General features: G+C 67.2%; 7 protein-coding genes. All 7 read left to right on the forward strand.

Annotated features, from left to right (window positions below; all coding sequences use genetic code 11):
* Positions 1-6: 6 nt before the first annotated feature.
* The 7 genes from HEP74_RS11135 (at position 7) to HEP74_RS11165 (ending at position 16,145) form a co-directional block, all read left to right on the forward strand.
* On the forward strand, positions 7-2,007 hold the full coding sequence (locus HEP74_RS11135; protein ID WP_185812939.1) for a chemotaxis protein CheA: 2,001 nt from the start codon (positions 7-9) through the stop codon (positions 2,005-2,007).
* 406 nt (positions 2,008-2,413) lie between these two features.
* The gene (locus HEP74_RS11140) at positions 2,414-4,570 is read left to right on the forward strand and encodes a methyl-accepting chemotaxis protein (protein WP_185812940.1); all 2,157 of its coding nucleotides are present in this window, start codon (positions 2,414-2,416) and stop codon (positions 4,568-4,570) included.
* A gap of 395 nt (positions 4,571-4,965) precedes the next feature.
* The gene (locus HEP74_RS11145; RefSeq protein ID WP_185812941.1) at positions 4,966-7,179 is read left to right on the forward strand and encodes a methyl-accepting chemotaxis protein; all 2,214 of its coding nucleotides are present in this window, start codon (positions 4,966-4,968) and stop codon (positions 7,177-7,179) included.
* Between the two features lie 199 nt (positions 7,180-7,378).
* On the forward strand, positions 7,379-10,039 hold the full coding sequence (locus HEP74_RS11150; protein ID WP_524540733.1) for a methyl-accepting chemotaxis protein: 2,661 nt from the start codon (positions 7,379-7,381) through the stop codon (positions 10,037-10,039).
* Between the two features lie 355 nt (positions 10,040-10,394).
* The gene (locus HEP74_RS11155) at positions 10,395-11,162 is read left to right on the forward strand and encodes a transporter (RefSeq protein ID WP_185812942.1); all 768 of its coding nucleotides are present in this window, start codon (positions 10,395-10,397) and stop codon (positions 11,160-11,162) included.
* Positions 11,163-11,181: 19 nt separating this feature from the next.
* Positions 11,182-13,560, forward strand: coding sequence for a methyl-accepting chemotaxis protein (locus tag HEP74_RS11160; RefSeq protein WP_185812943.1), 2,379 nt, complete (start codon positions 11,182-11,184; stop codon positions 13,558-13,560).
* A gap of 341 nt (positions 13,561-13,901) precedes the next feature.
* The gene (locus tag HEP74_RS11165) at positions 13,902-16,145 is read left to right on the forward strand and encodes a methyl-accepting chemotaxis protein (protein WP_185812944.1); all 2,244 of its coding nucleotides are present in this window, start codon (positions 13,902-13,904) and stop codon (positions 16,143-16,145) included.
* The last annotated feature ends 514 nt before the right edge of the window (positions 16,146-16,659 follow it).

Below are 16,659 nucleotides of genomic sequence, written 5' to 3' on the forward strand. Positions count from 1 at the left end.
CCGCCCATGAGCATGGACCTGCAACGTTTCCACGCCACCTTCTTCGAGGAAAGCCGCGAAGGGCTGGACGCGATGGAAGCCGGATTGCTGTCGCTGGAAGAAGGCAACCGCGATCCCGAAGTGATCAACTCGGTGTTCCGCGCCGCGCACTCGATCAAGGGCGGCGCCGCCACCTTCGGCTTCGAGGCGATGGCCGGCCTGACCCACGTGCTGGAGACGCTGCTCGACGAGCTGCGCTCGGGCAAGCGCGAAGTGGAAGCGCACGCGATCGATGCGATCCTGGGGTCGGTGGACGTGCTGCGCGCCTTGCTGCGCGAAGCCGAGCACGGCACCCCGGCCGATCCGGTCGCGGTCAAGGCGGTGCACGACCGCCTGCAGCACGCCCTCAACGGCAACGCCGCCGCCGCGCCCGTCGCGACCCCGGCCGCCAACCAGCCGGCCGAACCGGAAGCCTGGCAGATCGGCTTCACCCCGGCGCCGTCGCTGTTCATGAGCGGCAACGACCCGCTGCGCATCATCCGCGAACTCGAACACCTCGGCCCGCTGCAGGTCGCCTGCCGCACCGCGCGCCTGCCCGGCTTCAGCGACCTCGACCCGCTCGAGGCCTATCTGGCGTGGGACCTGGGCCTGGTCGCCAAGGTGCCGCGCAGCGCGATCGAAGACACCTTCGCCTGGGTGATCGACGACTGCGAACTGGACATCCGCGCCGTGCCGCCGCCGAGCCTGGCCAACGCGCCCGCCCCGACCCTGGCGCAGCCGCCGGCCAGCGCCACCGCCGCGCCGGCCGCCGCCGTCGCCGCCAATGCGCCGGCCGGCAATGCCGCCGCCGCGCACGAAGCGGAAAGCTCGATCCGGGTCAGCGTCGACAAGGTCGATGCGCTGATCAATCTGGTCGGCGAACTGGTCATCACCCAGGCCATGCTCAAGCAGGTCTCCGGCGATCTCGACCCGGCCCACGCCGAACGCCTGTTCGCCGGCCTGGACCTGCTCGAACGCAACACCCGCGACCTGCAGGAAGCGGTGATCGGCGTGCGCATGCTGCCGGTGGATGCGGTGTTCCGCCGCTTCCCGCGCCTGGTCCGCGACCTGTCCACCCGCCTCGGCAAGCAGGTGCGGCTGCGCACCATCGGCGAAGGCACCGAGCTGGACAAGGGCCTGATCGAGAAGATCGCCGATCCGCTGGTGCACCTGGTGCGCAATTCGATCGACCACGGTCTGGAAATGCCGGAAGCGCGCCGCGCCGCCGGCAAGGACGAAACCGGCACCATCACTTTGGCCGCCTCGCACCAGGGCGGGCATATCGTCATCGAAGTCAGCGACGACGGCGCCGGCCTCAACCGCGAACGCATCCTGGCCAAGGCCGCCGAACGCGGCCTGGCGGTTCCGGACAACCCGACCGACGCGCAGGTGTGGGACCTGATCTTCGCCCCCGGCTTCTCCACCGCCGACGCGGTCACCGACCTGTCCGGCCGCGGCGTGGGCATGGACGTGGTCCGCCGCAACATCCAGGGCCTGGGCGGCGAAGTGCAGCTGGAAAGCAATTCCGGCCGCGGCACCCGCGTGCTGATCCGGCTGCCGCTGACCCTGGCGATCCTGGACGGCATGACCGTGTCGGTCGCTGGCGAGACCCTGATCCTGCCGCTGGCCTACGTGCTCGAAGCGCTGCAGCCGCAGCCCGACGACATCCGCAGCATGGCCGGCGAAGGCCGCGTATTGCGGGTCCGCGGCGAATACCTGCCGATCCTCTCGCTCAGCGATTCGTACGGCTACGGCCGCACCGAGCAGGCCGACCCGCTGGTGGTGGTGGTCGAGGCCGACGGCCAGAAGATCGCGCTGGAAGTGGACGAACTGGTCGGCCAGCAGCAGGTGGTGGTCAAAAACATCGAGAACAACTACCGGCGCATCGGCGGCATTTCCGGCGCCACCATCCTCGGCGACGGCCGCGTCGCCCTGATCGTGGACATCGGCGGGCTGGTGCGTTCGCTGAAGGTGCCGCAAGCGGCCTGATCGTTCCTGGCGGATCGCCGCGCGCTGCGCGGCCAGCAAGACCCAAGCCCCGGCAGCGATGCCGGGGCTTTTGCGTTTTGCGGTGCAGATACATCCCCTCGCCGCATCCGACACACGCGAAAGGACCAGTTTGCACAGACAAGGACAATGGCGGCCGCGCGCGGCGCGACCGGCGCAGAAAACCACCGTGCCTGTCGGAGAAACGTCGCTGTTGCAGCGCCCGCAAAGCTGCCAGACAGCTTCTTAACCGCGACGCAAACGCGACCGAACGCAGGCAGCAAAGTTTCCTCATGCGTCGTCGATATCCGGATTGTGGCATCGCGACGCAGCGATCCACGCAGGCACTGGCACTCGGTCGCGCATCGCCGGGAGCCATCCATCCATCGCAGATGAAGCAAGGTCTGACATGAACGCAATCCTCGAACGCTACAACGTCGGGCGCCGCCTGGGCGCCGCATTCGGCATCCTGATCCTGTTGTCCGGGCTACTGGTGGCCATCGGACTGGCGAGCATGACCAACGCGCATCGGCAACTGGACTCCATCGTCAACGGCAACATGGAAAAGATCCGGCTGTCGAACGAAATGCTCGACGCCAACACCAATGTCGCAATCGGGCTGCGCGACATCACCATCGTCCAAGGCGACGCAGCCAACCAACGCGTGTTGGATTTCGTCAACGCCAACCGTGCCCGCTACAAGGTGGCCCACGATGCGCTCGCGGCCATGCCGAGCAATGCCATCGAACGGCAGGCCATCGACTTGATCAATAAGCGGCGCGACGTCTCGGTCGCGCTCAACAACCAGGTATTGCAGCTCGGCGAAAAGGACCAGAATGCACAGTCGCAGGCCTTGCTGCTGGGTGCAGCGTCGGTGGCCATGGACCAGCAACAGGCCGCGATCCGCGCCAATGCCGAGCTGCAGCAGCGTGTGAGCAGGCAGGCATATGCAGCAGCGCTGTCCTCGATGACCCAGAACCGGCTCAAGCTGCTCATCGGCGGCGCAGCGGTGCTGTTGATCAGCGGCCTGCTGGCCTGGACGATCACCCGCAGCCTGACCCAGCCGCTGAACCGCGCCACCCGTGCCGCCGAGGCGATCGCCGACGGCCGCCTGGACAACGACGTCGGCACCCAGGCCCGCGACGAGCCCGGGCGCCTGCTCAATGCGATGGACAGGATGCAGTCGCAGTTACAGCGCTTTTCCCGGGAAACGTCGCTGATGATCGAGCTGCATGCCGACAAGGACATTTCCCACCGCATGCCACTGGATTTCCCCGGTGTGTACGGCGACCTGAGCCAGGGCATCAACACCATGATGTTCGAGCACCTGGACGCCATCGTCGATGCGATCGCGGTGCTCAACGAATACGCCAACGGCGACCTGCGCCGCGACGCCCGGCGCCTGCCCGGCAGCCGCGCGGTGCTGCACCAATCGATGGACGCGGCCAAGGCGAGCCTGTTGGCGATCAACACCGAGATCAAGCGCCTGGCCGCTGCCGCCGCGTCCGGCGACTTCAGTGCGCGTGGCGACGCCGAGCACTTCCAGCACGACTTCCAGGCGATGGTGCAAGGCCTCAACGCGATGATGGAGGTCAGCGACCGCAACCTCGGCAAGCTGTCCGCGCTGCTGCAGTCGATCGCCGCCGGCGACCTGACCGCGCGCATGGATGGCGAGTTCCATGGCGTGTTCGCCAGGATGCGCGACGACGCCAACGCCACCGCCGACCAGTTGACCGGCATCGTCGGCCGCATCCAGACCGCGGCGGTCAACATCAATGCCGCGGCCAGCGAGATCGCCGCCGGCAACGACGACCTGTCGCGGCGCACCGAGCAGCAGGCGGCCAGCCTGGAAGAGACTGCAGCCTCGATGGAAGAACTGACCTCCACGGTCAAGCAAAACGCAGAGCATGCGCGGCAAGCCAATCAGCTTGCGGTCGGTGCTGCCGCGGTCGCCTCGCAAGGTGGCGATGTGGTCGGCCAGGTGGTGAGCACGATGAGCGGCATCGAGACCTCGTCGAAGAAGATCGCCGACATCATCAGTGTCATCGACGGCATCGCCTTCCAGACTAATATCCTGGCGCTCAACGCGGCAGTGGAAGCGGCGCGTGCCGGCGAGCAAGGCCGTGGTTTCGCCGTCGTCGCCAGCGAAGTGCGTACCCTCGCCCAGCGCTCGGCCGGTGCGGCCAAAGAGATCAAGAACCTGATCGACGCGTCGGTGACCCGCGTCGCCGAGGGCTCGACGCTGGTGCGCCAGGCCGGCCAGACCATGAGCGAGATCGTGTCCTCGGTGCAGCGTGTCACCGACATCATGGGCGAGATCTCCGCCGCCTCGCAGGAGCAGTACGCCGGCATCGAACAGGTCAACCAGACCGTGACCCAGATGGACGAAGCGACGCAGCAGAATGCGGCGCTGGTGGAAGAAGCCACGGCCGCCGCGCGCTCGATGGAAGACCAGGCCGGCCAGCTCACCGCAGCCGTGGCCGTGTTCAAGATCGAGGCGGCCAACGCGGCGTCTGCAAACCGCCCTGCCCTGCGCAGCCAGCCGGCGCAGTTGCGTCAGGCATAACCGCAAAGGTGCAGACCACACCGCAACGGCGGCGACCAGAACCCGGCTGCCGCCTGACCGGAGCGCAACGCAATAGAAGTCGGCCGCGGAATCTCCGCGGCCGAGTCGCGTTCTGGGACCCAGTGCCGATCTTGGCCGGCCTTGATACGTCACACGCTTTTTCCGTGGCACAGACCACAAACGCACCGCATGGCGGGCCTTAACCGGCCAAATCCAAGCCACCGCATAGCAGAACATCCAATAACGATTGACTGAGACTATCTATTGCGGCCGAGAAATCGATTGAACTTGGCCATGGACCGGCCGTTACAGAGGACATGGATGCAGCGATCGGCATCCGCCGCGCTCAGTCCTCCTTTCATAGCCCGTTTCATCCTCAATTTCGGGATCCATCGATGAAGACCAAGAATTTGCCCCTGTCGGCCCAACTCGCCATCGGCTTCGGCGCCGTCGTGCTGGTGCTGCTCATCGTTGGCGCGATCGGGCTGCGCAGCCAGTTCAAGCTCAACGACGCTGTCGCGATCAACGAGCACACCTTCAAGGTGCTGGCCACGGGCGAACTGATGCAGGCCAATGTACTGAACGTGCAGACAAGCACCCGCGGCTATCTGCTGTCGAACAACAAGGATTATCTGCAGCCCTTCGCTCTCGGCCAGGCCGGCTTCGACAAGAGCTTCGCCGAGGCCAAGCGCCTGACCGCGGACAATCCGCGGCAGCAGGCGCGCCTGGCGCAGCTGCAGACCGAGTATCAGGAACTGCTGCAGAGCGAACAGCAGATCATCGCCCTGCGTGCGGCGCCCAACAGCCAGGATCAGGTGCTTTCCGCATTCGGCGAAGGCCGCGATCGCGCCGCGATGGGCAAGATCCGCTCGCTGCTCGGCGCATTCGCCGACGAGGAAAACGGCTTGCTGGTCAAGCGCAGCGAACAGTTGGCCGCGGTGCGCACGCAGGGCACCTGGTCGGTGCTGCTCGGCAGCCTGGTCGCGATCCTGGTCGCCGTGGGCATGGGCCTGGTGATCCGCCGGCAGATGGTCAAGCGCCTGGGCCAGGCCATCTCGGTCGCCGATGCCATCGCCTCGGGCAAGCTGGACAACCACATCGATACCCAATCGCGCGACGAAACCGGGCGCTTGCTGGCCAGCATGGGCACCATGCAGACCCAGTTGCGCGCGGTGATCGCCGCGCAGACCGAAATGGCGCAGCGCCACGACGCCGGCCAGATCAGCTATCGCATGGACGAGAGCGCGTTCCCCGGCGACTACGGGCGCATGGTCCGCGACAGCAACGGCCTGGTCGCTACGCATATCGCGGTGAAGATGCGCCTGATCCAGATCATGGGCCGCTATGCGATCGGCGACTTCAGCGAGGACATGGACCGCCTGCCCGGCGAGAAGGCGGTGCTGAGCACGACGATGGACACGGTCAAGCAGAACCTGAGTGCGATGAACCGCGAGATCGGCCAGCTCGCCGATGCCGCGGCGGCCGGCGACTTCAGCGTGCGCGGCGATGCGCAGCGTTTCCAGCACGACTTCCGCGCCATGGTCGACAGCCTCAACCAGCTGATGGCCACCGCCGACGGCAACCTCGACGCACTGTCCACGATGCTGCAATCCATCGCCGCCGGCGACCTCACCGCACGCATGCACGGCGACTTCAGCGGCGTATTCGCCAAGATGCGCGACGACGCCAACGCCACCTCCGAACAGCTGGCCAGCATCGTCGGTGGCATCCAGACCGCCGCGCTCAGCATCAATGCCGCGGCCAGCGAGATCGCCGCCGGCAACGACGACCTGTCGCGCCGCACCGAGCAGCAGGCTGCCAGCCTGGAAGAGACCGCCGCCTCGATGGAAGAACTGACCTCCACCGTGAAGCAGAATGCCGAGCACGCGCGCCAGGCCAACCAGCTCGCCGTCGGTGCGGCATCTGTCGCGGCGCAAGGCGGCGACGTGGTCGGTCAGGTCGTGACCACGATGAGCGGCATCGAGGCGTCGTCGAAGAAGATCGCCGACATCATCAGCGTCATCGATGGCATCGCCTTCCAGACCAACATCCTGGCCTTGAATGCGGCGGTGGAAGCGGCGCGCGCCGGCGAACAGGGTCGTGGCTTCGCCGTCGTCGCCAGCGAAGTGCGCACCCTCGCCCAACGCTCGGCCGGTGCCGCCAAGGAGATCAAGAGCCTGATCGACGACTCGGTCAACCAGGTGTCCAACGGCTCGGTCCTGGTGCGCCAGGCCGGCCAGACCATGACCGAGATCGTGTCCTCGGTGCAGCGCGTCACCGACATCATGGGCGAGATCTCCGCCGCCTCGCAGGAACAGTACGCCGGCATCGAGCAGGTCAACCAGACCGTCAATCAGATGGACGAAACCACCCAGCAGAACGCCGCCCTGGTCGAGGAAGCCAGCGCCGCCGCCCGCGCGATGGAAGAACAGGCCGGCCAGCTCAGCGGCGCCGTGGCGGTGTTCAAGATCGAGGCCGCCAACGACGCCGTCGCTCCGGCCCGGCCGGTCCTGCGCAGCGCAGCGGCCGCGCGTCCACCGCTGCGCCAGGCGCCGCGCCCGCGTGCGCTGGCCGCGGTGGGCACGGCGACCGAATGGCAGGAGTTCTGAGTCCGGCGGCAGCGAGCGCCGCCGCCGCGTGAGGGTCCGATCGGCCGCAGTGTCCCTGCGGCCGATTCAATTTCCGGGACGCAGTGCCGATAAGCATTCGACACAGGATAGTTCCGGGCCGCTCGCGCCGCGTACTCGACGTCGCACCGCAGCGTGTGAATGGATCGGCATCCGTGTCTTTCTCCATTTCTGCCAGTCGATGAACCCCATGAGCCAGACTCCAGCCCCCCGCTTCACCAGCGTCGCCACCCGCCTGATGCTCGGCGTGGCCGCGATCGCCCTGCTGTGTTTCGGCGTGACCGCCGCGATCATCTACGTGCGCAGCAGCGATGCGCTGCTCGCCTCGGCGAAAGCGGGCATGACCGATGCCGCCCACCTGGAAGCGCAACGCATTTCCAGCGACATCGGCGCGGCCTTCGTGTCCAACCAGGTCTTCGCCAACAGTCTGCTGGCACAGCGCAACCAGGACGGCAAGGTGCGCGAGACGTTCAGCGATATCGTGCTGCGCGAATTGCGCCAGCACCCGGACTGGACCGGTCTGGGCACGCTGTGGGAGCCGCAGGCGTTCGACGGCAAGGACAGCACCTATGCCAACGCCGAGGGCCACGACGCCAGCGGCCGCTACATGGTGTATTGGGCCTGGCAGGGCGACAAGCAGGTGCGCGAGCCGCTGCGCGACTACGAGGTGCCCGGCTCCGGCGACTGGTATCTGAAGGCGCGCCAGCAGCGCCGCCCGACCGTGGTGGAACCCTACGTGTACGAGATCGGCGGCAACAAGGTGCTGATGACCACGCTGACCACGCCGGTGCTCGAGGACGGCAAGTTCCTGGGCGTGGTGACCACCGACTTCGGCTTGGCCAAGCTGCAGGAACGCCTGTCCAAGCTGCGCCCGCTCGGCGCAGGCCGCGTGCGCCTGCTGTCGCCCGGCGGCGCGATCATTGCCGATCGCGACGCGACCAAGGTCGGCAACAAGCTGAACGACCCGGCCACGCGCGCCTTGCTGGCCGCCATCGCCAAGGGCGAGAGCGTGACCCGCGAAGTCGCCGATGCGCAGACCGGAGCCACCGACATCGAAGTGTACGTACCGCTGCAGATCGGCCAGGCACAGGAGCGTTTCGCGCTGGGCGTGGCGGTGCCGCGCGCGCTGCTGATGGCCCAGGCGCGCTCGCTGCTGTGGACCATCGCCGCGGTCGGCCTGTGCGCGGCGCTGCTGCTCAGCGCCGGTCTCTACATTCTGCTGCGGCGCCTGGTGGTCGTGCCGCTGGCCAAGGCCGTGGAGGTGTCCGGCGCCGTCGCCGCCGGGCGCCTGGACAGCCGCATCCACTACCAGCGCAACGACGAGCTGGGCCGCTTGTTCGGTTCGTTGCAGCGCATGCAGGAACAACTGCGCGCCGTGCTCGATGCGCAGAAGGAAATGGCGCAGCGCCACGACGCCGGCCAGATCAGCTTCCGCATGGACGAGAGCGCCTTCCCCGGCGACTACGGACGCATGGTCCGCGACAGCAACGCGCTGGCCGCCTCGCATATCGCGGTGAAGCTGCGCCTGGCGCAGATCATGGGCCGCTACGCGATCGGCGACCTCAGCGAGGACATGGATCGCCTGCCCGGCGAAAAAGCCGTGCTGACCGAGACCATGGACACGGTCAAGCAGAACCTGACCGCGATGAACCGCGAGATCAACCAGCTCGCCTCCGCCGCCGCGGCCGGCGACTTCAGCGTGCGCGGCGACGCCGACAGCTTCCAGTACGACTTCCGCGCCATGGTCGCCAGCCTCAACCAGCTGATGGCCACCGCCGACGGCAACCTGGAAGCGCTGTCCACACTGCTGCAGGCCATCGCCGCCGGCGACCTGAGCGCGCGCATGCACGGCGAGTTCAATGGCGTGTTCGCCAGGATGCGCGACGACGCCAACGCCACCGCCGAACAGCTGGCCGGCATCGTCGGCCGCATCCAGAGCGCCGCATTGAGCATCAACAGCGCCTCCAGCGAGATCGCCGCCGGCAACGACGACCTGTCGCGGCGCACCGAGCAGCAGGCCGCCAGCCTGGAAGAGACGGCCGCCTCGATGGAAGAGCTGACCTCCACGGTCAAGCAGAATGCCGAGCACGCACGCCAGGCCAATCAACTCGCGGTCGGCGCGGCCGCGGTCGCCTCGCAGGGCGGCGACGTGGTCAGCCAGGTCGTCACCACGATGAACGGCATCGAGACCTCGTCGAAGAAGATCTCCGACATCATCTCGGTCATCGACGGCATCGCCTTCCAGACCAACATCCTCGCGCTCAACGCCGCGGTGGAAGCGGCGCGCGCCGGCGAACAGGGCCGCGGCTTCGCCGTCGTCGCCAGCGAAGTGCGCACCCTCGCCCAGCGCTCGGCGAGCGCGGCCAAGGAGATCAAGGGCCTGATCGACGACTCGGTGACCCGCGTCGCCGAAGGCTCGGCACTGGTCGATCGCGCAGGGCAGACCATGCAGGAGATCGTGTCTTCGGTGCAGCGCGTTACCGACATCATGGGCGAGATCTCCGCCGCCTCGCAGGAGCAGTACGCCGGCATCGAGCAGGTCAACCAGACCGTCACCCAGATGGACGAGGCCACGCAACAGAATGCTGCGCTCGTGGAAGAGGCCACCGCCGCGGCGCGCGCGATGGAAGAACAGGCCGGCCAGCTCACCCAGGCCGTGGCCGTGTTCAAGCTCGACAACGCGGCCGTCTCCACGCAGGCAGCCGTGGCCAGGCCCAGCCTCGCGGTCGCTACGCCAAAAACGAAAGCCAAGAACGCGCCGGCAAAGCGCAGCACCGTGCCGATCCGCGCGGTGCCAGGCAAGCCGGCGAGCGCCAACGACACGCAGTGGCACGAGTTCTGAGCCGCTGCGGTTCGGCGCATTTCTGCACTGGCCGGGGATGCGCCTTCCATCGCGTCGTCATCGGATGAGCCCCTCCCCCTCCGGCGAGCGAAGCAAGTCCCCGTGGAGAGAGGGTTGAAGTTAAGGCGCGACAAGCACGCCAGGCCGACCGCCGTTCCGCTGGCTTTTCGATGGCTTGCGCAAGCCATCAGTCGGACATGTTTAAAGATACTTGGCGCCCGGCCGTTAGCCTGTATGACATTTGGCTGACCGCGTCTTGGGGGACGCGACAGCCGGTCCAAACGGACCATGCGGCCAGCCCGGGACACCACGGCAGGCGCATGCGTTTCACGGTCGACCGTTCACGGGGAACACAATGAAGCCTATCGTTCTTGCCAGCTGCCTGACCTTGTTCGGCATCGCCAGCCTTGCGCACGCCGAAGAGGAGCCGATCGCCACCGATCGCCCCGACTTCGTCGAATCCAGCCTGACCGTCGGCGACCGCCGCCTGCAGGTGGAAACCAGCGTCGCCTGGGAACGCGACGACGGCGTCGACGGTTATGCCACGCCCACCCTGTTCCGCTACGGCCTCGGCCCGACCTGGGAGCTGCGCCTGGAAACCGACGGCTGGCAGCACAACGACGTGCCCGGCGGCGATGGCGATGTCTCCGGCTTCTCCGATGTCTCGCTTGGGGTCAAGCATCACCTGGCCGCTTCCGACGACGGCGGCGCCTCGCTGGCGTGGTTGCTGCACGTGGACCTGCCCAGCGGCGCGCGCCGCCTGCGCGGCAACGGCGCGCGGCCTTCGTTCCGCCTGGTCGCCGAATGGGAACTCAGCGACAGCCTCTCCGCCGGGGTGATGCCGGGCGTGATCTGGGACGAGAACGAGGACGGCCACCGCTACGCGGCCGGCATCTTCGGCGTGGTGCTCGGCAAGTCGTGGACCGAACGCAGCCGTTCGTTCGTCGAACTGGCGCTGCCGCAGATCGCCAAAAGCGACGACGGCGGCACCGTCGCCCTGCTCGACGTCGGCTCGGCCTGGCTGCTGAGCAACGACGTGCAACTGGATGTGGCCTACAGCTACGGCCTCAACGACCGTTCGCCGGATCACGCGCTCGGCGCCGGTTTGTCCTTCCGCTTCTGAACCGAACTAGGCGATACCGATGAAGATCATGCACATGCTCGCGATCCTGGTGCTGGTGGCGGTGCTCGCGCTGCTGGCGCTGGGCGGCGTCGGTTACAGCGCGCAGCACGGATTGCTCCAGGCGGTCGCCGCGCAGGTCATCTCGTCCGACGCGCTGCGCAACCACATGCAGGCGGACATGATGCACGACGCCTTGCGCGGCGACGTCACCACCGCGCTGCTGGCCGCCTCGCGCCAGGACGCTGCCGGCATCAAGGCCGCGCGCGCCTCGTTGGCCGAGCACGCCACAGAGTTCCGCCAGGCGCTGGCCGACAACCGCAAGCTGCCGCTGGATCCGTCCCTGCGTCGCGAGCTGGATGCGGTCGCGCCGGCGCTGCAGGGCTACATCGACGCTGCGAGCCAGGTCGTGGGCCTGGTCGAAACGCATGCGGACAGCGCCGCCGCCTATGCCGCGTTCACCGAGAAGTTCGAGCAGCTCGAAACCCGCATGGGCTCGATCAGCGACCGCATCGCGGCACTGAACGAGGCCAATCGCAGCGCGGCCGAGCAGTACAGCCGCCGCGTGACCTGGCAGCAGTCCGCTGCGGTGGTGCTGGCGATCCTGTGCCTGGGACTGGCCGCCGGCTGGATCCTGCGCTCGGTCTCGCGCCTGCTCGGCGGCGAGCCGAGCGTGGCGATGGCCGCCGCCCAGCACATCGCGGCGGGCCGCCTGGACCAGCCGATCCCGGTCGCCGCCAAGCACGCGAACAGCCTGATGGCGGCACTGGCGCGGATGCAGCGCGAACTGCGCGAGCGGATCGAACGCGAGCGCAGCGTCGCCGCCGAGAACCTGCGCATCCGCACCGCGCTGGACAACGCCTCGACCGGCATGTACATCGCCGATCCCGACCTGACCATCGTCTATGCCAACGGCGCGCTGCAGAAACTGCTGCACACCTACGCCGACGACATCCACGCCTGCGCGCCGGCCTTCACGCGTTCCAGCCCGCTGCTCGGCCAGCCGGTGTCGTTGCTGGAAGTGGGCAACTCGCAGGACGCCGAGATCTACCAGCAGCTCGACCGCCAGGGCGTCGCGCAGCGCGAGGTACGCTACCGCGAGGCCTGCATCGCCCAGGAGGTCTCCGCGATCCGCAACGAGGCCGGCGCCCACGTCGGTTTCGTCTGCGAATGGCGCGACCGCACCGCCGAGGCCAAGGTCGAAGTGGACGTGGCCGAGGTGGTGCGCAGCGCCGCCGCCGGCGATCTGTCCAAGCGTATCGACAGCGACGGCAAGCAGGGCTTCTTCCTGTTGCTGGCGCAGCAGCTCAACGGCCTGCTCGATGCCAATGCGGTCAGCATCGCCGAAGTGTCGCGCCTGCTCAGCGCATTGGCCGACGGCGACCTGAGCGCGCGCATGCGCGGCGAGTTCCACGGCGTGTTCGCGACCATGCGCGACGATGCCAACGCCACCGCCGAGCGGCTGGCCGGCATCGTCGGCCGCATCCAGCAGGCCGCCGGCAACATCAATACCGCCGCCAGCGAGATCGCCGCCGGCAACGACGATCTGTCGCGCCGCACCGAGCAGCAGGCCGCCAGCCTGGAAGAAACCGCCGCCTCGATGGAAGAACTGACCTCCACGGTCAAGCAGAACGCCGAGCACGCGCGCCAGGCCAACCAGCTCGCGGTCGGCGCCGCGTCCGTCGCCTCGCAGGGCGGCGCCGTGGTCAGCCAGGTCGTCACCACGATGAGCGGCATCGAGACCTCGTCGAAGAAGATCGCCGACATCATCTCGGTCATCGACGGCATCGCCTTCCAGACCAACATCCTGGCGCTCAACGCCGCGGTGGAAGCCGCACGTGCTGGCGAACAGGGCCGCGGCTTCGCCGTGGTCGCCACCGAGGTGCGTACCCTCGCCCAGCGTTCGGCCGGCGCGGCCAAGGAGATCAAGGGCCTGATCGACGAGTCGGTGACCCGCGTCGCCGAAGGCTCGGCGCTGGTCGACCAGGCCGGCCGCACCATGCAGGAGATCGTGTCCTCGGTGCAGCGCGTCACCGATATCATGGGCGAGATCTCCGCCGCTTCGCAGGAACAGTCGTCCGGGATCGAGCAGGTCAACCAGACCGTGACCCAGATGGACGAGGCCACCCAGCAGAACGCCGCGCTGGTCGAGGAAGCCACCGCCGCGGCGCGCGCGATGGAAGAACAGGCCGGCCAGCTCAGCGAGGTCGTCGCGATCTTCAGGCTCGACGGCAGCGCGACGGGCACGGCGCTACCGAGCCGACCCGTGGCTGCGGCGCAAACGCTGGCGAAGCGGCCTCAGCCGGCGAGCGGCGGCGTGCGCAAGCCAGCCATTCGCGCGATTCCCGGCAATCGCGCCGCCGCCAATACCGCGGCCGAGACGGATTGGCAGGAGTTCTGACGCAGGCCCAGCCGGACGGTTCGCCCGGCTGCGCCTTCGATACCGATGTGGCGTGAACAACGATGCGCGATGGCGAACCTTCCGCGCGTAGGGAGTAACCCGGCCAAGGTCGGGAATCGCCCTACGCCCATCGTTTCATGGATAAACCGGCTTCCGTGCCGATAGAGCTTTGAGGCGACGGCACGGCAGCCGCACAGCAGTACAACGAAACAGTTCAATTCTCGCTCCACTTGCTTACCGCCACGTCTCGCCGCTCCAGGTTTGTCTTCGGCATGGTCCACGCGTGGGCGTCGCCTAGCGAACCGCGACAGCCAACATTCGGTAATTCAAAGAGGTCAGCCATGAATTCGTTCCTGCAACGCTACAACGTCGGGCACCGCCTGGGTGGCGCCTTCGGCCTGCTCATCCTGCTCTCCTGCCTGCTGGTGGCCGCCGGACTGATGTCCATGTCGCGCGCCAATCACGAACTCGACAACATCGTCAAGGTCAACGTCGAGAAAGCCAGGATCGGCAACGGCATGCTGGATGCCAACACCAATATCCTGGTCGCGCTGGGCACCCTGTCCATGATCACCAGCGAGGAACTCAATCAGCAGGCGCTGGCCGAGATCAAGAAGCAGCGCCAGCGCTATACGGACCTACGCAAGCAGCTGGACGCGTTTCCGCCAAGCGAGAAGGGCAAGGCGCTTCGTGCCGAGATCGACGCCGCACGCGCCACCGCACGCACCATGAACGATGAAGTCATCGCGCTCGCCACTGCCGGTCGCAACGCCGACGCGCAAACCGCGCTGAGCGAGCGCTCGCGCCCGGCCACCCTCGCCTGGATCGCGAAGATCCGCGAGAACGTAGACCTGCAGGACCAGCAGCTGCAGGCGGCCTATGTCCAGGCGACGCAGGCGATGGCCAACGGCCGCAATATGCTGATCGCCGGCGGCGTGATGGTACTGATCGTCAGCAGCTTGCTGGCCTGGGCCATCACCCGCAGCCTGACTCAGCCGCTGAGCCGCGCCACCCGCGCCGCCGAAGCGATCGCCAACGGCCGCCTGGACAACGACGTGCGCACCGATGCGCGCGACGAACCCGGTCGCCTGCTCAACGCGATGGACAGGATGCAGACGCAGTTGCAGCGCTTTTCCAGCGAAACTTCGCAAATGATCGAGCTGCATGCCGACAAGGACATGTCCCACCGCATGCCGCTGGACTTCCCCGGCGTGTACGGCGACCTGAGCAAGGGCATCAACACCATGATGTTCGAGCACCTGGACGCGATCGTCGATGCTATCGCGGTGCTCAACGAATACGCCAACGGCGACCTGCGCCGCGACGCCCGGCGCCTGCCCGGCAGCCGCGCGGTGCTGCACCAATCGATGGACGCGGCCAAGGCCAGCCTGTTGGCGATCAACACCGAGATCAAGCGCCTGGCCGCCGCGGCCGCGGCCGGCGACTTCAGTGCGCGTGGCGATGCCGAGCACTTCCAGCACGACTTCCAGGCGATGGTGCAAGGCCTCAACGCGATGATGGAGGTCAGCGACCGCAACCTCGGCAAGCTCTCCGCGCTGCTGCAGTCGATCGCCGCCGGCGACCTGACCGCGCGCATGGATGGCGAGTTCCATGGCGTGTTCGCCAGGATGCGCGACGACGCCAACGCCACCGCCGACCAGTTGACCGGCATCGTCGGCCGCATTCAGACCGCGGCGGTCAGCATCAATGCCGCAGCCACCGAGATCGCCGCCGGCAACGACGACCTGTCGCGCCGCACCGAGCAGCAGGCCGCCAGCCTGGAAGAAACCGCCGCCTCGATGGAAGAGCTGACCTCTACCGTCAAGCAAAACGCAGAGCATGCGCGGCAAGCCAATCAGCTTGCGGTCGGCGCAGCCGCGGTCGCCTCGCAAGGCGGCGATGTGGTCGGCCAGGTGGTGAGCACGATGAGCGGCATCGAAACCTCGTCGAAGAAGATCGCCGACATCATCAGCGTCATCGATGGCATCGCGTTTCAGACCAACATCCTCGCGCTCAACGCGGCGGTGGAAGCGGCACGTGCTGGCGAGCAAGGCCGCGGTTTCGCGGTGGTCGCCAGCGAAGTGCGCACCCTCGCCCAGCGTTCGGCCGGCGCGGCCAAGGAGATCAAGAGCCTGATCGACGAATCGGTGACCCGCGTCAGCGAAGGCTCGACGCTGGTGCGTCAGGCGGGCCAGACCATGACCGAGATCGTGTCCTCGGTGCAGCGCGTCACCGACATCATGGGCGAGATCTCCGCCGCCTCGCAGGAGCAGTACGCCGGCATCGAGCAGGTCAACCAGACCGTGACCCAGATGGACGAGGCCACCCAGCAGAATGCGGCGCTGGTGGAAGAAGCCACGGCCGCCGCGCGCTCGATGGAGGAACAGGCAGGGCAGCTCACCGAAGCGGTGGCCGTGTTCAAGATCGACGAGGTTCCGGCAACGACGCGCCGCCACCCCAGTCTCGGGACATCCAACGTGGCCGCCGCGGTCAAGGCGCAGGTCGCGGCCGCGACGCGTGCGGTGCGCAATGCGCCCAAGCGCGCGGCAGGCGGTGGCGGCGACGCCAGTTGGCAGGAATTCTGAGTCCTCAGTCGCCAGGCCGCCGAAGCATGGCGGCTGCAGTCCAGGCCGATCGACAGGGATTCTGTTGCACCGGCATTGCATGACCGGCAAGCCCGAATCGCAGGTTCGGGCTTTTCATGTCCGCGGCACAAACGTTCGCCATGCGCGGCGGCGGTCCAGAACAGATCGCGATCGACGCGCCAGATAGAGATGCGCCCAGATCACCAAAGGCATCGCGCAGCGGCGCGACGCATGGGAATCATTCTCATGCAGGAAGCAAAAAGGACGCTACTAAAGCCCTCAAGTTTCTGGGATGAGCATCCTGAGCCGAACATTTTTCCGATGGCGCCCTAAAGTCCGTCCGGCAAATGCCGTTAAAAGTCTCAATATGAGAATTTGTCTAAAAAATACTACTAAAGTTTTCGCCCTTTCCTGCTAGGGACTGCCGCCGTCCGACAGGCGGACCTCCACGTCTCTGGGCCAGACGAACAGCGCTAACAGCCTCTCCTGCACCTGCGTCACGTCTGCTGAGCTC

This window comes from Xanthomonas sp. SS (assembly GCF_014236835.1).
Taxonomy (GTDB): Bacteria; Pseudomonadota; Gammaproteobacteria; order Xanthomonadales; family Xanthomonadaceae; genus Xanthomonas_A.